This window comes from Phyllobacterium sp. 01N428, from assembly GCF_056399405.1.
The window spans coordinates 304,204-320,312 of sequence record NZ_JBFTRH010000004.1; the positions used below are offsets into that span (position 1 = coordinate 304,204).

At 58.1% G+C, this 16,109-nt stretch carries 16 protein-coding genes; 5 read left to right on the plus strand and 11 right to left on the minus strand.

Annotated elements, in window-relative coordinates:
* Positions 1 to 36: 36 nt before the first annotated feature.
* Positions 37 to 759: an aspartate/glutamate racemase family protein gene (locus AC1DNI_RS13320; protein ID WP_477692167.1), complete on the minus strand. Its 723-nt coding sequence runs from the start codon at positions 757 to 759 to the stop codon at positions 37 to 39.
* Between the two features lie 145 nt (positions 760 to 904).
* On the opposite strand from AC1DNI_RS13320, the gene AC1DNI_RS13325 reads away from it, so the two are divergent.
* Complete coding sequence (locus tag AC1DNI_RS13325; protein ID WP_027233372.1) at positions 905 to 1,369, plus strand: Lrp/AsnC family transcriptional regulator; 465 nt, start codon at positions 905 to 907, stop codon at positions 1,367 to 1,369.
* Between the two features lie 162 nt (positions 1,370 to 1,531).
* Positions 1,532 to 2,803, plus strand: a complete 1,272-nt coding sequence (locus tag AC1DNI_RS13330; protein WP_477692206.1) for a TCR/Tet family MFS transporter — start codon at positions 1,532 to 1,534, stop codon at positions 2,801 to 2,803.
* A 1-nt stretch (position 2,804) separates the two neighbouring features.
* Here the strand turns inward: AC1DNI_RS13330 and AC1DNI_RS13335 are convergent, their stop codons facing one another.
* Both AC1DNI_RS13335 and AC1DNI_RS13340 read right to left on the minus strand, forming a co-directional pair.
* Positions 2,805 to 3,362 carry a TetR/AcrR family transcriptional regulator gene (locus AC1DNI_RS13335; RefSeq protein ID WP_477692168.1) on the minus strand — a complete coding sequence of 186 codons (558 nt, stop codon included), beginning with the start codon at positions 3,360 to 3,362 and terminating at the stop codon, positions 2,805 to 2,807.
* 3 nt (positions 3,363 to 3,365) lie between these two features.
* A complete protein-coding gene (locus AC1DNI_RS13340; RefSeq protein ID WP_477692169.1) occupies positions 3,366 to 3,839 on the minus strand; it encodes a nuclear transport factor 2 family protein in 474 nt (157 codons plus the stop codon).
* A 174-nt stretch (positions 3,840 to 4,013) separates the two neighbouring features.
* On the opposite strand from AC1DNI_RS13340, the gene AC1DNI_RS13345 reads away from it, so the two are divergent.
* Positions 4,014 to 4,934, plus strand: a complete 921-nt coding sequence (locus AC1DNI_RS13345; RefSeq protein WP_477692170.1) for an aldo/keto reductase — start codon at positions 4,014 to 4,016, stop codon at positions 4,932 to 4,934.
* Here the strand turns inward: AC1DNI_RS13345 and carA are convergent, their stop codons facing one another.
* Positions 4,935 to 6,185 carry a glutamine-hydrolyzing carbamoyl-phosphate synthase small subunit gene (carA, locus tag AC1DNI_RS13350; RefSeq protein WP_153668481.1) on the minus strand — a complete coding sequence of 417 codons (1,251 nt, stop codon included), beginning with the start codon at positions 6,183 to 6,185 and terminating at the stop codon, positions 4,935 to 4,937.
* Between the two features lie 287 nt (positions 6,186 to 6,472).
* On the opposite strand from carA, the gene AC1DNI_RS13355 reads away from it, so the two are divergent.
* Positions 6,473 to 6,922 (plus strand): GatB/YqeY domain-containing protein, encoded by a 450-nt coding sequence (locus AC1DNI_RS13355; protein ID WP_477692171.1) that lies wholly within the window; start codon positions 6,473 to 6,475, stop codon positions 6,920 to 6,922.
* A gap of 310 nt (positions 6,923 to 7,232) precedes the next feature.
* On the plus strand, positions 7,233 to 8,045 hold the full coding sequence (locus tag AC1DNI_RS13360) for a transglutaminase-like domain-containing protein (protein WP_477692172.1): 813 nt from the start codon (positions 7,233 to 7,235) through the stop codon (positions 8,043 to 8,045).
* Positions 8,046 to 8,074: 29 nt separating this feature from the next.
* Here the strand turns inward: AC1DNI_RS13360 and AC1DNI_RS13365 are convergent, their stop codons facing one another.
* The 7 genes from AC1DNI_RS13365 to AC1DNI_RS13395 form a co-directional block, all read right to left on the minus strand.
* On the minus strand, positions 8,075 to 9,586 hold the full coding sequence (locus tag AC1DNI_RS13365; RefSeq protein WP_477692173.1) for a DUF1254 domain-containing protein: 1,512 nt from the start codon (positions 9,584 to 9,586) through the stop codon (positions 8,075 to 8,077).
* Positions 9,587 to 9,741: 155 nt separating this feature from the next.
* Complete coding sequence (locus tag AC1DNI_RS13370) at positions 9,742 to 11,790, minus strand: PAS domain-containing sensor histidine kinase (protein WP_477692174.1); 2,049 nt, start codon at positions 11,788 to 11,790, stop codon at positions 9,742 to 9,744.
* Positions 11,791 to 11,866: 76 nt separating this feature from the next.
* The gene (locus AC1DNI_RS13375; protein WP_477692175.1) at positions 11,867 to 12,247 is read right to left on the minus strand and encodes a response regulator transcription factor; all 381 of its coding nucleotides are present in this window, start codon (positions 12,245 to 12,247) and stop codon (positions 11,867 to 11,869) included.
* An 83-nt stretch (positions 12,248 to 12,330) separates the two neighbouring features.
* Positions 12,331 to 13,017, minus strand: a complete 687-nt coding sequence (locus tag AC1DNI_RS13380; protein WP_477692176.1) for a response regulator transcription factor — start codon at positions 13,015 to 13,017, stop codon at positions 12,331 to 12,333.
* A 40-nt stretch (positions 13,018 to 13,057) separates the two neighbouring features.
* Positions 13,058 to 13,684, minus strand: a complete 627-nt coding sequence (locus tag AC1DNI_RS13385; RefSeq protein ID WP_477692177.1) for an RrF2 family transcriptional regulator — start codon at positions 13,682 to 13,684, stop codon at positions 13,058 to 13,060.
* 117 nt (positions 13,685 to 13,801) lie between these two features.
* A complete protein-coding gene (locus AC1DNI_RS13390; protein WP_477692178.1) occupies positions 13,802 to 14,554 on the minus strand; it encodes an SDR family oxidoreductase in 753 nt (250 codons plus the stop codon).
* A 23-nt stretch (positions 14,555 to 14,577) separates the two neighbouring features.
* A complete protein-coding gene (locus AC1DNI_RS13395) occupies positions 14,578 to 16,098 on the minus strand; it encodes a cyclic nucleotide-binding domain-containing protein (RefSeq protein WP_477692179.1) in 1,521 nt (506 codons plus the stop codon).
* Positions 16,099 to 16,109 lie beyond the last annotated feature (11 nt).

Here is a 16,109-nt window from a genome sequence, read left to right on the forward strand (position 1 = left end):
TGTGGCTGGTTGCCTCCCGTCACGGGAGGCACTCCGCTAGATGGCTTCTTGATCGCTGACCCGGTCAAGGCCGAGCGCATGGGCGACGGCGGCCTTAGAGTGGATCGTTGTCGAGTCGAACACCGGCAGGGCCAGATTGTCGGCGGTCAGTGACAGGCATATTTCCGTGCAGCCAAGAATGACGCAATCGGCGCCGGCTTCCTTGCCGCGCTGCACGATCTTTTCGAGTGCATGACGGGAATCATCCTTGACGATGCCGCAGCACAATTCATCGAAGATCACAGAATGAACCTTGGCGCGGTCGATCTCGTTCGGCACCATGACCTCGATAGCAAAGTGATCGCGCATGAATTCGGCATAGAAGCCGTGTTCCATCGTATAGCGGGTAGCGAGCAGCAGCGGCCGGCTTTTGCCTGCGGCAGCCAGCGCTTTCGCGGTTTCGGTGCGGATATCGATAAGCGGCACGCAAATAGAGGCTGCGACGGGTTCGGCGACGAGGTGCATGGTATTGGTGCAGATGAGCACACAATCAGCGCCGGCAGCCTCGAGGTGCTGGGCCGCACCGGAGAGGAGCACAGCCGCATCGTCCCAGCGGTTGGCTTTCTGCAAGGCAACGACTTCGGAGAAGTCGAGCGACTGCATGGCAATCTTTGCCGAGACCAGCCCGCCAAGTCGCTCACGGATCATCTCATTGATCTGGCGATAATAAACAGCGGTGCTCTCCCAGCTCATGCCGCCAATCAATCCAATAGTGCGCATACCAACCCCTTGCTTTGTGACCTGGGCAAAGGATAGGCGGGAACACGCGCAAAAGCTTCGCAAACTTGGCGCCTTTTGGTTGTGGCTTTGCAAAAAATCAGCGTAGTATGTGCCTAAGGTGCAATAAATGGGCTTGATTTAATCAATGTTCGACGATCGCGATCGGAAAATCCTTGATTTGCTGCAGAATGACGCGTCACTCGGCGTATCTGAACTCGCTGAACGGGTAAACCTATCGGTATCGGCATGTTCGCGCCGCATCCAGCGCCTCGAAGAGGAGGGGTTCATCGCGCGACGCGTGGTCCTGCTTGATCGTCCGCTGATGGGATTGCCGACGACGATGTTCGTCATTGTCCGCACTGCACGCCATTCCGCCGAATGGCTCGAACAATTCCGCAAGGCGATCAACGACATTCCCGAAATCGTCGAGGTGCATCGCATGACCGGTACGATCGACTATATCCTGAAACTCGTCCTGCCCCGGGTCGAGGCCTATGACGGCATCTATCGGACGCTGGTCGAAAGGGTCGAGTTCTTCGATATTTCAGCGTCGGTTTCGATGGAGATCCTGAAGACTACGACGGCTGTGCCGACGCGCTACGTGCGCTAGCTTTTGGCAGCAGTTGTCAGGAGGAAGTTTGCTTTCAGCCAGAAATCGATGGCATTTTGCGCCGTTTCCTGTTCATGTTCACGAATTGTTTCGCGCCTGACGACTGAAAATGTGCCCTTTGCGCCTCCGCTGCGCATAAAGGGGCTGTTTGTGAGTTTTCCGATGATCGATCCGGTCCTTGCCAAACGCGGCCTTATTCTCGTTTTTACGATCCTACTGCTCGACATCATCGGCATTGGGATCATCATCCCCGTTCTCCCCGAATATCTGGAGGAACTCACCGGCACGGACGTCGGACAGGCGGCAATCTACGGCGGCTGGCTGCTTTTCGTTTATGCGGGCATGCAGTTTGCATTTGCGCCGCTTATTGGAAATCTGAGTGACCGGTTCGGCCGCAGGCCAATCCTGTTGATATCCATCATCACCTTCTCACTCGACAATCTGATCTGCGCGCTTGCACCCAACTTCGCCATTTTGTTGCTCGGACGGATTCTCGCGGGGATAAGCGGCGGCAGTTACGCGACGGCTTCAGCCTATATCGCCGATGTCAGCACCGACGAGAACCGCGCCCGAAATTTCGGCCTGCTCGGCATCGCCTTTGGCATTGGATTCATTCTCGGCCCGATCATAGGCGGCTTCCTCGGTGAATTCGGCCCGCGGGTTCCCTTCTTTGGCGCCGCAGCAATCTCATTCGTCAATTTCGTCGTCGCCTGGTTCATGCTGCCCGAAACACTCGCAATCAAAAACCGCCGGGCATTCGAGTGGAAGCGCGCCAATCCGATCGGCGCGTTGAAACAGATGCGCCAGCACAAGGGCATCCTCGCTATCGGACTTGCTTTTTTCATGCTTACGCTCGGGCATATGGCATACCCGTCGGTATGGGCCTATGTCGGAAGTTTTCGCTATGGCTGGAGCGAAAGCGATATCGGCCTTTCGCTCGGCGTCTATGGCCTCTGCAGCGCCCTCGTTATGGGGCTGGTATTGCCGCGCGTCGTCACGAAGTTCGGCGAATGGCGAACCGCCGTCATTGGCCTGACCTTCGCCATGCTCGGCTTCTTCGGCTATGCAAGCGCCTGGCAGGGCTGGATGGTCTATGCGGTGATTATCGCAACCTGCCTTGAAGGTCTGGCCGACCCGGCCATGCGCAGCATCGCATCGGCCAAGGTGCCGGCCTCCGAACAGGGCGAACTGCAGGGTGCGATGACGAGCCTTTTCAGCATAACCAATATTATCGGGCCGCTGATCTTCACGCAGATTTTCGCGGTTTTCACCGCGGCGGACGCGCCGGTGAAATTTGCCGGCGCCGCCTATGTGCTTGGCGGTCTGTTCGTGCTCGTTGCCGTCATCGTCTTTATCCTGCGCGTCGACAAGCCTTCGCCCGCAAAGGATGGCGCGCTTGCACCGGGCGCGCTTGCGCCGAACGAAGCGCAGTAGCTCAGGCGAGGAGCCTTCGTTCGATCCGGATCATGGCGCGCTCGAAGACCGAAGCATCCCCACGGGCCCGGGCCAATACCAGCGCGCCCTGGATGCCGGCTACGGACTCTTCGGCAAGATCTGCCGCATCGACCGCACTGCAACCATTTTTGACGAGGGCCGCAGCCAGTGACGCCTGCCAATTCGAAAAGTAGGCGCTGATCCGGTTGCCGAACCGATCGCGGACGTTGTCGAGAGCAAATGCGCCGACAAGGCACACGCGCTGCCCCGAGTGAAAATATCCGGTCACGCTGCGGCACATTGCTTCGATAGCTGCGCGGGGATCAGCGCCTTCCCGCAAGACCCGATAGATATTTGCCTCGAACCAGGCATCAATTTCGGCAAGGACCGCCGTTGCCATTTCCGCTTTGCCACCAGGAAAGAAGTGGTAGAGGCTGCCCTTGCCGAGGCCGGTGCGTTCACCGATGATGGCAAGGCTTGCACCCTCGAAGCCATATTCACGAAAGATTTCGGCAAGGACAGGAACGACGTCGGCGCGTTCGGCAACGGTTTTGGCCATAGCCTATAGACCGAGATCCGTTAGCCCCGGATGGTCCGCCGGGCGGGGTTTCGAGCGTTCCCAGAAAAACTTCCGTTCCGGTTCCTTGATGGGCAGGTCATTGATCGATGCGTAGCGTTCGCGCATCAGCCCGTTCTCGTCGAACTCCCAATTCTCGTTGCCATAGGCACGAAACCAGTTGCCCGAATCGTCGTGATATTCATAGGCGAAGCGAACGGCGATGCGGTTGTCGGTAAACGCCCAAAGCTCCTTGATCAGGCGATAATCGAGCTCGCGCACCCACTTTGCGGTGAGAAAAGCAACGATCTCATCGCGTCCGCTGATGAAGGTGGAGCGATTGCGCCACGAGCTGTCGAGCGTATATGCGAGGGAGACCCGCTGCGGATCGCGGCTGTTCCAGCCGTCTTCAGCGGCACGAACCTTTAAGATCGCTGTTTCGCGGGTGAATGGCGGCAGCGGCGGACGTTGCTCTGACATGTTAGGTTCCTTTGTGTACCGAAAGGTAAAATCTTGAGTGATTGGTACAGTCATCCCCTCTCATGTCAAGAGAGAACTCGGTAGTTTCATGCGCAAGCGAACTTACTTTCAGCCATTTTCACCATTTCACATTTGCTCTAGAAAATGGGCGCCGTTGGAAAGTGAGGTGAGAGAATGTCCCAAGGATCGCGCGTTACGCTGAATGGAGCAGGGCTCAGCCTGTCGAGGATTGTCCTCGGTGGATGGCGGCTCCTGGACGGAACTTCGAAACCAAGTGCCTCCGACATTGCGCGGCTCACTCAGGGTTCAATCGACCTCGGAATAACGAGCTTTGACCATGCGGACATCTACGGCAACTACGGAGTTGAGCAAGCTTTCGGAGAGGGGCTTAAAGATTGGGGCGGCCCCCGGGACACGATAGAGTTGATCAGCAAATGCGATATCATGCTGAAATCAAATGCCCGCCCCGACAATCGTCTCAAACACTACGATACGAGCGCCGCGCATATCAGGGCCTCCGTCGAACGCTCGCTCACCAATCTCCACACCGACTATCTCGATATTTTGCTGATCCATCGTCCCGACCCTCTCATGAATGCGGACGAGACGGCCTCGGGTCTGGAAAGCGTCGTAAAAGCAGGGAAGGTTCGCGCTGTCGGCGTCTCGAATTTCTCGCCATCGCAGTTCGACCTGTTGGCATCGCGTTTGTCGTTTCCACTGGTGACGAACCAGATCGAAATGTCGGTGCTTCAAACATCGCCGTTATTTGATGGCAGCCTCGACCATGCGCAACGCTTGCGGTACGCGCCGATGATCTGGTCGCCACTTGGCGGCGGCAAGCTCTTCAGCAGTAACGGGCAGCGTGAAAGCTGCGTTCGTGATGTCCTGGGGGAAGCGGGAGTGAAAATTGGCGTGGAGGACATCGCCACGATCGCGATCGCCTGGCTGCTATGCCATCCGGCGAGGCTTATCCCAGTGCTTGGCAGCTTAAACCTCGATCGTCTCGCAGCAATGTCTCGGGCGCTCGACATCCAACTCGACCGCCAGCAATGGTTCGAAATCCTGAAAGCTGCTACGGGACGGGACGTGCCCTGATCAGGCCGCCTGGTCCCGCTCCGGCAGCGGTTCCAGACCCTTGCGCGCGCGAATGAGATTGAAGAAGCGGCGGAAGAGATAGTGCGAGTCCTGCGGACCGGGCGAGGCCTCCGGGTGATGCTGGACCGAGAAGATCGGGCGGCCGGTGACGCGCAAGCCGCAATTGCTGCCGTCGAACAGGGAGACATGGGTCTCCTCGACGCCAGCGGGCAGCGATTTGGTGTCGACCGCAAAGCCATGGTTCATCGAGACGATCTCGACCTTGCCGGTGGTATCGTCGCGTACCGGATGGTTGGCGCCGTGGTGGCCCTGGTGCATCTTCTGCGTGTCGCCGCCCAGCGCGAGCGCCAGCATCTGGTGGCCGAGGCAAATGCCGAAGATCGGGATTTCGGTCTCGATCAGTTGCTTGATCGCGGGGACCGCATATTTTCCGGTTGCGGCCGGATCGCCCGGGCCGTTCGAAAGGAAAATGCCGTCGGGCTGGTGGGCGAGTACGTCGTCCGCCGTGGCCGTCGCCGGAAGAATGGTGACCTTCGCGCCAAGCCCGGCAATGAGCCGAAGGATATTGCGCTTGATGCCATAGTCGATGGCAACCACGTGGAATTCCGGCGCCGACTGTTCGGCAAAGCCTTCATTCCAGACCCATGGCTTCTCGGTCCAGACCGAACTCTGGCCGGACGTGACGTCCTTGGCGAGATCGAGGTCGAGAAGGCCATGCCATGCAGCGGCGCGTGCTTTCAGCGCCGGGATGTCGAACTTGCCGTCCGGATCGTGGGCGATCACGGCGTTCGGCATGCCTTTTTCGCGGATGAGAACGGTAAGCGCGCGGGTATCGACGCCGGCAAGCGCGATGATGCCGCGCGCTTTCAGCCAATGATCAAGGTTGTCGGCGGCACGATAGCTCGACGGGGCGGTGATGTCCGCCTTGAAGATCGCGCCGACAGCGCCAGCCCGGTTGGCGGGCGTCAAATCCTCGATGTCTTCCTTGTTGGTGCCGACATTGCCGATATGCGGGAAGGTGAAGGTCACAATCTGACCCGCATAGGAAGGGTCGGTTAGTATCTCTTCATAACCGGTAAGTGCGGTATTGAAGCAGACCTCCGCCTCGCAGCTGCCGGTGGCGCCGAGGCCCTTGCCTTCGATGACCGTGCCATCGGCGAGGACGAGAACTGCCGTCGGCTTTGCTTGTGTCCAGCCGGCTGTCTTGGGGCTCGTCTGGGCTGCAGCGTCTGTCGTTGTCGAGGGGTTCATGCGGCACTCCTGGCGTGGGCTTGCGTCGTTGTTGTCCTTGTCGTTGCGGGGCATTGAAGAATGCCGTCCATGCGTCCATATGACGTGACTGAACGCGGTGGCCGGAAAGCTCTCCACCGCAGCAACAACAATAATAGTCTGGCTAAGGCCCACTCCATAGACAAAGCCGCGCCCGCGGTCAATTGGAACGCGAAGACTCCTGGTGAATTCTCCAGGCGTCGGGATTGACACCAATTGTTTCAGGCTGGCTCCGCGTCTAGGTTGCTCGCAAACAGGAGACGACGAATATGCGCAATACGATCGCACAAGCACTCACCGCCGCCGTCAAGGCACAGGACAAGCGCCGGGTCCCGACGTTGCGCCTGATCATGGCGGCTATCAAGGATCGCGACATTCTCAACCGGGGAACGGGCAAGGAGCCGGTGACGAACGAGGAAATCAGCACAATCCTCGCCAAGATGATCAAGCAGCGCGAGGAATCGGCGAAGCTCTACGAAGATGGCGGCCGCCAAGAGCTTGCCGCGCAGGAGCGCGCCGAGATCGAGATTATCCGCGACTTCATGCCAAAGCAGATGAGCGAGGCCGAAATACGCGCCGCTACATCGCAGGTCATCACGCAAACCGATGCAAGCGGCCTGCGCGACATGGGCAAGGTGATGAACGCGCTCAAGGAGAAATATGCCGGCCAGATGGACTTCAGCAAGGCAAGCGCCCTGGTCAAGGAACTGCTGCAGTAGCTGCGCTCAAGTACCGTGTGAGACTTGCTTGTGCCGGGAACTCATCGCAGTTCAGGGTTTTATGAGGAGAAGGTGGGCTCGCGCGCCATCGGGATTTGAAAGGTCAAAGCTTCAAGATGGGCAAATTGTCATCGTGCGCAATTTTTAGGCGTCATTGGCGGAAAACCATGTAGGATGCACTGAGCCACTCCGTCTATTGCTTGCCGGAGTGGACGTTCTTCCAACGTAATTTATGATCAGGCGCAGGCCACTGCGATACATCGGTCGTCTGCTTTTATTGTTTTCGATTTTTAGCCCCGGAGCGCCACGAATGAAGATTGAAGTCGGATGCAAGCTGACCTTCGAGTTTCCGCAGGAAACACCGATCATTGCCATACTGAATGTTCATCACTCGCGCGTTGACGATCTCATCGGTATAGAGACGTTCAAGACAGCACCACTGATCCATGCTCATGGCTACCACGACCAATTTGGAAACTGGTGCAATCGTATCCTGGCGCCTGCAGGCCAATTCAGTTTAAGCACGAATGCTGTTGTCAACGACAGCGGCTCCCCCGACCCAATCCACCTCGATGCCGAGCAGCATCTGGTTCAGGATCTTCCCGATGAGGTGCTGGTTTACCTGATGGGTAGCCGCTATTGCGAGACGGACTTGTTGAGCGATCAGGCCTGGCGGCTGTTCGAACAATTCCCGCTCGGCTGGCAGCGCGTTCAGGCCGTCTGCGATTACGTGCATCAGCATATAAAATTCGGTTACGCCTATTCCAATCCGACCCGAACGGCGAGCGGTGCTTTTGGCGAGGGCATTGGCGTCTGCCGGGACTTTACGCACCTCGCGGTCGCATTTTGCCGCTGCCTCAACATACCGACACGCTATTGCACCGGATATATAACCGATATCGGGGTTCCCCCGCCGCATTCGGAGATGGATTTCTGTGCGTGGATGGAGGTATTCCTCGGCGGAGAGTGGCATGCGTTCGATCCGCGGAACAACGCGCCGCGCATTGGTCGCATCAAGGTCGCGCACGGGCGCGATGCTGCGGACGTCCCGCTCACAAACATCTTCGGTCCCAATGTCCTGACGCAATTCAAGGTGTGGGCCGACGAGGCAGTCCCGGCCTGACGGCCGACCCTGCCTGCATCCTCGGCAGATCAGTTCACCAATTCGAAATCGCCGGGCTTCCAGCTCTTGTCGAACCATGGTTCCAACGGTGCGTACAGGCGCAGGATGGAACTCCAGCCCTTGCCGGGCACGGTATGCACCCAGTTGCTTTCGTGCCCGGCGGGCGCGTTCGGCGCAAACCATACTGTCACCGATCCATCTTCGTTCTTCTTGATGTCGGGGTTATTGCTGTCGATACCTGCCAGTTTCTGGTCTGTTTCGAGCATGGAGCGCGTCTGATTGTCGTAGGCTGTGAACGACCAGAACTGGCCGGCGGGTATCGGTGCGGGGAGCGTGATTTTGTAGGTCTTTCCGCCATCAAGAAATGTCCCCGCCGCGTCGCGAACGGCAAAGGCGTAGGCCGATCCGGTGCCGGGCTTCGCGGCGGCCATGGCCGGCGTTATTCCGGTTGCCATGTAGTGGAACATGGTACGCGGATCGAGCATGCGTTCTCCACCGTTCAGGAACGCGTAACTGTTGCCGATGAACCCGTTGTTCCACTGGCGATCAGGATAGAATTTGGCGCGCTCGTCGCGTGGAGCAAACACCATCGCCCGCGCCGTCGCGTTGCCCACCGCAATGGCGTCGGCGAGAATGGCTTTCATCCGCGCATCTGGCGCGAATGGCTTGCCCTTCTTTATGCCGATGGAAGCGAACAGACCGACAATCTCCGGATCGAACGCATCGCCTGGCTCGGCCTGGATAACCTCATTGATTTCTTCATAGAACTTGAAATCGTTGGAGTGGATCGTGTTGAACTGCTTGCCCGAACTGTTGACGAATGTGGTTTCCGGCGGATTTTTGGCAGCCGCCAGCGGATAGACCCGGGCATGTGCCTTGACGCTTTTTACCGCTCCGGCGATGTCGCCGTCCTTTACGAATGCCCGGTAGAAGATGAGATTGGTAAAGGTCGGCGTCCTGGTGACGAAATAGCCTTGATCCGGCAATTGTCCTTCCTGGTTCGGACCGACGAACAGATACTTGCCACCCTTGCCCTTATCCGGGCCGATCAGGCCGAGATCCGTGACATAGCGAAAATAGGCGTCGTCCACAGGTCCAAGAACACCCGGCGGTACTTGGACGACGACGGGACCATCCCTCAGGTCGATGCAGAAGAACACGTATACCGTGGTCGAATTGGCTGTCAGGAACAGGGAGCGCGCGTCAAGCAGGTCTTCACTGATCGATACCGCCTCGTTTGGGTTGACGCCGATGCTCTTCAGCCCGTTGCAGGCCGCGTGCACCGACGCGGCTGGCACGCCTGAGAGGAAAGCCTCGACACCGCGCGAGAAATCGATGTTGTCATAGACCTTCTGTACGGTTTCGTCGCTGGGAAGCCCGTCGGAGAACTTCAGTTCGCCAATGCGCGTCTGGACCGCGTTTGGCGTTTGGATATCCGCCGGAACTTTGGCGGCAAACTTTGGCGGCTGCTGCTGCGCCAAGGCCGGCGAGGCGGCGGCGATCAGCAGCGCGGCTAGCGGTGCGTGGCAAAATCTGAACATGGATCGACCTTTCCAACGATGCCGCTTGGGGCGGCATTAGCTTCGCAAGGTCATTGCCAAGCTATCGATGCCAGTTGAAGTACGTTACGGTTACAGTGACCGATACCGTGCTCCTTCATTGGGCTATCTTGAGGGGGCGCCGCGCCCCTTTGTTCTCAATAGGGGCGATTTTCTGATGCCGCTTGCTCGGAAGAAGCCGGATTGCCGGATGCTTTGAAAGCGCCTTTCGCCGGGATAGCCAAGCGAAATACAGCTCCGCCGTCCGGATGATTGAAAGCCTCGATCGTTCCGCCGTGGGCCTTGACGATCGACTGGCATATGGCAAGTCCTATGCCGAGGCCGCCCTCCTTTGTGGTGAAGAAACTGTCGAATATCCGTTCCATGTGATCGACGGCGATGCCCGTGCCCGTATCCCGGATAGAAAAAACAACCTGATCGTTGTCGTCCAGGCTGGTCTCGAGGTAAATCTCGCGTCGGGTTTTCGGCGCCGACTTCATGGCCTGGATGCTGTTGACGATCAGATTGACGATGATCTGCTGCAACTGAATTCGATCGCCATCGATCAACGGCAGGTTCGGCTCAAGATTGGACTTGATCACCACATCCTTGTCTTCGCTTTCGTGGCGAAGGAAGATCAGGCATTGGCGCACGACGTCGTTCAAACCAAGCAACGCGTAGGACGGCGCACGCTTGCGCGCCATGTCCTGGATCCGACCGATGATATCACTGGCGCGCTGGGCGCTATCGACAACGCGAGACGTCAGTTGATCTGCCTTCTCAAGATTGGGCTCGGCTTTCCTCAGATATCGCAGGCTCGTCTGGGCATTCATCAGGATTGCCGCGAGCGGCTGCTTTATCTCGTGCGCGATCGACGTGGTCATTTCGCCCAAGGTCGAAAGCCGCGACGCGTGCGAGAAATCCGCCTCGATCCTGCGCAGCTTTGCTTCCGCTTCAAGGCGCGCCGTATTGTCTATCATGATGATGATCGTTGTATCGAGCCGTTCGCCGGGAACCGGGAAGGTCACCAACAGCAGCACGTCAATCACGCGGCTATCGAACGTCTTCACCTTAAGTTCTTCGACGTGGTTCCGCGCGCCGGAAAAATGCGCCAGCATGACGCGCCGCGCCGCGCCCGGCGTGCCTGCAAACAGATAGCCGACCGGACCGGTAAAGTCCGAGCGCTCCTTGCTCCCGAAGAGAGACATGGCATCATCATTGACGTCGAATACCTGCACAAGTTCGCAGGTAAGATCGACGAGATCGGGGTGCTCCTCTGAATAGGCAGCCATGTCGTCGAGGCCGCCCTCCCTCAGGCGGTCGAAAATACGCCCTGCGGCGCGGGCGTCGATCTGCCATACGGGGATGGGCAGATAGGAGATCAAATTGCGATATCGACTCTGGCTCGCTTCCAGTTCGATCAGCGCGTTTGGCGCGTTCAATATGGCTTTGACGCGGACGAAGACTGTATCGGGGCACCGCGGGTCAGTCGCTCGCCAACCCGTCAGAACGACTTGCTGCAATCGGCCAACGACGGGAATTTCCCGTATCTCCGGCTCCGCGTCGGTCTTTGCAACCAGGGCGGTCAGCAAATCTCCAAGCGCTGCCCGGCTTTGCTCGGGCCATAGGCTGGCGACAGGCCGGTCGATCACCCGGTCGCGATCTTCCGGCAATCCAAACAGGCGTATGGCTTCGTCATTGACATCCGTTATCTGGATCGCGGTGAGGAGCGTATCCAATCGGTCTGGACACCATTCATCGGCACTCGGATCCCGGTTCGCCGGTGCGTCGGCGAGAGCAAACAGGGGCAGGGCGCGTCGCAGGTTGAACTGCCAGCAGGCTGCCGTTCCCAACCCCGTGCCATGAGGCAGCGAGACGGCGGCATTAGCTTGCACCGTGGAAAATTCGACAACATCCAGTGCATTGCCCAAACCGTCCTTGCGAAGTGCCAACCGCACACTGGCGTCGATTACGGCGCCCGAATGCGAGAGCCGCTGCAACGCGCCGTCCCAATGCCCGTTCTTCAACAGATCATTCCAAAGCACGGTGCCCTGGTCAGACTCCGGCATGAGATCCTGGAAATGCCGACCGATCATGGTCGCGACAACCCATCCATAATGGGTTGTCGTGGCGGCGTTGCAGTAATGAATTGTGCCTTCGAGATCGTAGCGAATTACACTGTCGGTCGCGTAATCTGCGAGTTCCATCTGCGACCTCCGTTTCCTGACGCGATGGTCGATTGCGTTTCAATTCACCGGCTGGCGGTGTCCTTCGTGATCGATCTTACTCCTTCGAACCACGATTGAGGGCGGATATGATGTGCCGATAGAGCACATTGTCGTCGATCGGCTTGTTCAGAAAGGCGATTGCCCCACAGTGAAGCGCCCTCGACCTTGCTGCGGGGTCCGAGTGTGCCGAAATGAAGACGATGGGTAAGCCGGGATCGACCTCGGCAAGCTTCTGCTGCAATTGAAGCCCGCTTATAGCTTTCATGTGAAGGTCTGTGATCAGGCAGTCGAACCGCCCTGGGGCATTCGCTGCCAGGAATGTTTCGGGGCTTTCGAACGCCCGGCACCTGAAGTCGAACACCTCGAGTAATTCCGCCAGGGCCTCGCGGACGCTTGCGTCGTCGTCGACGACTGCAATAACTGGTACTGGGGCCAAAATGAATACTTTCGCGCAACCTACTGTGACAACTCGATTTTAGTATCTGCTGAGTCCGGGTTTCATCACAGCCATACCAAAGACTAGGCCGCATAGTCATTGCGTATGTCCGATGGTAGGGACTGCCAGGCGTGCACCAGTTGGGTGACGAACGAGGTTTTCATCTTGCGCATCACGCTGCTTCGGTGGAGCTTGACGGTGATTTCCGATATGTTCAGCTCAAAGGCGATCTGCTTGCTCAAGGCTCCCCGCACCACAGCTTCCATGACTTGCCGTTCGCGCGGCGTGAGCGTCGCGTAGAGCGCGATATTGGCGTCTTTGGTGAGTTGCGCGGCGCGTCTTTCCTTGTCGATTTCGATGGCTTTGTTCACCGCGTCGAGCAACGTCTGTTCGCGAACGGGCTTGGTGAGGAACTCGATTGCCCCCGCCTTCATCGCCTGCACCGTCATCGGTATGTCGCCGTAGCCGGTGAGGAAAATAATGGATGCTGAAATGCCGCTTGCGGCAAGGCGTGATTGAAAATCCAGCCCGCTGACGCCAGGCATGCGGACATCAAGTATCATGCAGCCCGGCCGGTCGAGGAGGTCGGCATCCATCAGCGCCTGCGTCGAGGCGAAACCGGCTGCTTCGATACCGACAGATTCCAGAAGATCGCAAATCGAAAGCCGGAGCGATTCATCATCGTCGACAACAAGGACGATCGGATTTTGATCGGGATAAGTTGGTTTGGCAGTCACTAAAGTCCCCGTCGAAAGATTCATCTTGTCCATCCAGTGCGTTGCAAGGAGTCAAACTGTTGTTCGTCAACGATCACTCGTTGGTACTGCGCCGTCGCTTTCGTGAACTGTCCTTGACCGCCGAAATGCGGGCAATTTCGCGATTGGATGCGCGGTCATCCAGCCACTGACCGACATTTGGTCCGAAATCAGCTGGGGCCAACTCGCCGAAACCCATTGCTAGGTCGAGCAAGCTTGTCCGGCTCATTTCATTGCGCATGCTTTTCTCGGCCCGCAGCATGACGGCGTGAACCCCGCAAACGCCACTCGTGATCCAGGCGGGAGCATTGCCGCGGAACAAGACGCAATTCTTGCGGATATTCCTGCAGTCAAAGACGCCCTTGCCGCCATCGATTGCATCGACAACCTCGAGGACCGTGATGTCCTGCGGCGCCTTGGCGAGCCGGTAGCCCCCGCTGATGCCGCTGGTCGATGTGACCAGCCCCGCCTTTTCAAGCTTGGGCATGATTCTCGACATCAATGCGGATGGCACGCCCTGCAGCTCGGCAAGATCGCGGCTGCTGACCGGCTTCGCACGCGGCTCGATAAGCCAGAGCATGCAGTGAATGCCATACTCAACCGCCGCCCCATACAGACTCACTCGGCCGGTAGCACCGCCGTCTGCCGTTTTCGCGGGTTGTTCAATCCTGGGCTTCTTCATAACACAACCCATACAAGGTTGTGTTATAAATTTCCAGTTGTATTTTGTATAGGTCGAGGCCGATTGCCTCCCGATCTCATAAGCGCTTCTTCGAGCGGCTGAAGTGGAATTGCCTCGTCAGTTCGCCATGGAGCGGTATAGCCAGTCGCCGTAGCGCAGCGAGCCAAGGCGCGATCCCTTCAGCGGAAGAAGCGTGTCGTCGTTAAGTTCGACACCATAGTAGCGAGCTCTGTCATCGCGGATGACCTCGCGCCGGTCTTCATCGGCGGCGAGCTGGACACGCGCAATTTCGTCGAGACCGAACTGTTCAGGTCCGCCTATCTCCACGGTATCGTTGCGCGGCGCTGCCATCGCCAGTTCGGCCAGAATTGCGGCGACATTGTCGGCAGCGATCGGTTGGATGAGGGCCGAGGGGAGCCGGAACTCATCGCCCTTGGCGCTCATCTCGATCACCCCGTTGATAAACTCGAAAAACTGTGTGGAATGGAGGATGGTATAGGGCCTGCGTGCGGCTCGGATAAGATTTTCCTGCACCATTTTCGCGCGGAAATAGTCACTCTCCACCAGGCGAGGCGTACCGACCACGGAGAGCGCGAGGTAGTGGCTGACGCCTGCATCAGCCGCCGCGGCGAGGAGGTTCCGGGTCGATGCCTTGAAGAAGCCCAATGCCGAATCGTCGCCGAACGAGGTGGTGTTGGTGACATCGATGACGACTTCAGCGCCGTTAATCGCGCCCCGCAGGCCTTCTTCCGTCACGCTGTCGATGCCGAGAGAAGGGGATGCGCTAACCACTTCCATGCCTGCTTGCCGAAGTTTTTCGACGAGACGCGTGCCTATGAGCCCGCTTGCTCCCATGACCGTGATTTTCATCGTTGCTTCCTTTCAGATGTGCGTTAGGGACCGCCGTTGGGCGTCAGGAATGCAGTTTCCATGGATTTCAGCATTTCGGTCACCGAGCGGCGGTGCGCTCGATCCCGCGTCGAATGAGCGTCGCGAAGGCCCAATTCAAATCGTTGCGCCAGCATCGCCGCAAGATCGCCGGCCATGTCAGGCCGCTCTTCGAAGAGAGGTGCCAAATGCTTCTTCTCCAACTCAAAGATTACTGTTGACGCAATCGCGGTCATGGTTCCGGGTTCTGCGGTTCCAGGAAGCAGAGCATCCTCGCCAAAGAAGTCGCCTGGAGCCAGGCGCATGATCTCGTCTTCGCCGTGCTGACCCTGCCGGGTCAGGAGAAGCACTCCGCGTTGGACAAACATTAACGAACCCAGTGTCTGCCCTTGGCGCGCGACGATCTCGTCTTTTCGGTAAATCCGGCTCGAACCCGCATCGGCCAGGGCCTGTCGCTCTTCGCCGGAAAGGGCTGCGAAGAATGGTGTCGATTCGAAAAGTTCCATGGCAGGCGAGTTTGGCGCGTCAGGGATGGCGGAGCTTGCTCCTCCCAAACTCGGTGAAGAGGCGGGGCTCGCCAAGGTCAGTCCTGCCGATCGCGTATGACGATAGACGAGGTCAATCAATTCATTCTTGGCCGAAATACTGTAAGCCAGGCTCGATACGCGGAACAGGAGATCGACCTCGATTGCCGCGGCATCGAGCCCCCGCAAGGCAACCAGCGGAGGCGGATCCCTGACGATCGAATTGCAGCTCAAGAGGACCATCTCCATGCATTCGATGGCTGCTGCGGGCGGTTTGGTCGGCGCTATTCTCAACGACAATGGAATGCCGTGCGTCTCGTTCGGATGGCTGACATTCGTTAGTCCAAGTTTGGCAAGAAAGCCGTTTGGCAGAACCGCGATATTATTGCCGGAGGTTAAGAGGTGGGTTGCGCGCCAATTGCTCTCGACGACGCGACCCTCCGTGCCATCGCTGAGCTTGATCCAGTCGCCGAGGACGAACGGCCGTCCGAGATTGAGCGCCACTCCGGAAAAGGCATCGCTCAAAGTGTTCTGAAGGGCAAGGCCAAGAATGATCGCAAAGATACCGGATGTTGCAAGCAAGGTGCCGACGGGCACACCGAATACAAATGCGACGATCGACAAAGCGGTGCCGAGATAGATCAGACCGACGATGATATCCTGGATGAGGCGTGCCTCGCGCGGCGTATGTTCCAGTACGAGAAACAAGCGGACAAAGGCAACAAGCGCCCATGCGACATTCATCCACCACACGATTTTGACGAGCGCGAGAACGACCGTTTCGACCGCCGAGCCGCGGCCAGGATCGATGTCATAGGGCAGGATGCCGTTGGCGAGCAATATTCCTGTCAGCGCTATGAAAAACGCAATCTGCGCAATCAGTTTCAAGATTGAATGACGGCGCACGAGCGCGCGTGTGGAAGCAACACCGGCCAGGGCAACCCAGCCGGCGTGGATGATTGGCGAGGACATCATGTCCGCAATGGTTGGATCGATGTTCATGCCTCACCCTC

Coding starts and splice junctions, on each gene's coding strand:
- AC1DNI_RS13320 (WP_477692167.1), bottom strand. CDS start 759: ATGCGCACTATTGGATTGATTGGCGGCATGAGCTGGGAGAGCACCGCT.
- AC1DNI_RS13325 (WP_027233372.1), top strand. CDS start 905: ATGTTCGACGATCGCGATCGGAAAATCCTTGATTTGCTGCAGAATGAC.
- AC1DNI_RS13330 (WP_477692206.1), top strand. CDS start 1,532: ATGATCGATCCGGTCCTTGCCAAACGCGGCCTTATTCTCGTTTTTACG.
- AC1DNI_RS13335 (WP_477692168.1), bottom strand. CDS start 3,362: ATGGCCAAAACCGTTGCCGAACGCGCCGACGTCGTTCCTGTCCTTGCC.
- AC1DNI_RS13340 (WP_477692169.1), bottom strand. CDS start 3,839: ATGTCAGAGCAACGTCCGCCGCTGCCGCCATTCACCCGCGAAACAGCG.
- AC1DNI_RS13345 (WP_477692170.1), top strand. CDS start 4,014: ATGTCCCAAGGATCGCGCGTTACGCTGAATGGAGCAGGGCTCAGCCTG.
- carA (WP_153668481.1), bottom strand. CDS start 6,185: ATGAACCCCTCGACAACGACAGACGCTGCAGCCCAGACGAGCCCCAAG.
- AC1DNI_RS13355 (WP_477692171.1), top strand. CDS start 6,473: ATGCGCAATACGATCGCACAAGCACTCACCGCCGCCGTCAAGGCACAG.
- AC1DNI_RS13360 (WP_477692172.1), top strand. CDS start 7,233: ATGAAGATTGAAGTCGGATGCAAGCTGACCTTCGAGTTTCCGCAGGAA.
- AC1DNI_RS13365 (WP_477692173.1), bottom strand. CDS start 9,586: ATGTTCAGATTTTGCCACGCACCGCTAGCCGCGCTGCTGATCGCCGCC.
- AC1DNI_RS13370 (WP_477692174.1), bottom strand. CDS start 11,790: ATGGAACTCGCAGATTACGCGACCGACAGTGTAATTCGCTACGATCTC.
- AC1DNI_RS13380 (WP_477692176.1), bottom strand. CDS start 13,017: ATGGACAAGATGAATCTTTCGACGGGGACTTTAGTGACTGCCAAACCA.
- AC1DNI_RS13385 (WP_477692177.1), bottom strand. CDS start 13,684: ATGAAGAAGCCCAGGATTGAACAACCCGCGAAAACGGCAGACGGCGGT.
- AC1DNI_RS13390 (WP_477692178.1), bottom strand. CDS start 14,554: ATGAAAATCACGGTCATGGGAGCAAGCGGGCTCATAGGCACGCGTCTC.
- AC1DNI_RS13395 (WP_477692179.1), bottom strand. CDS start 16,098: ATGAACATCGATCCAACCATTGCGGACATGATGTCCTCGCCAATCATC.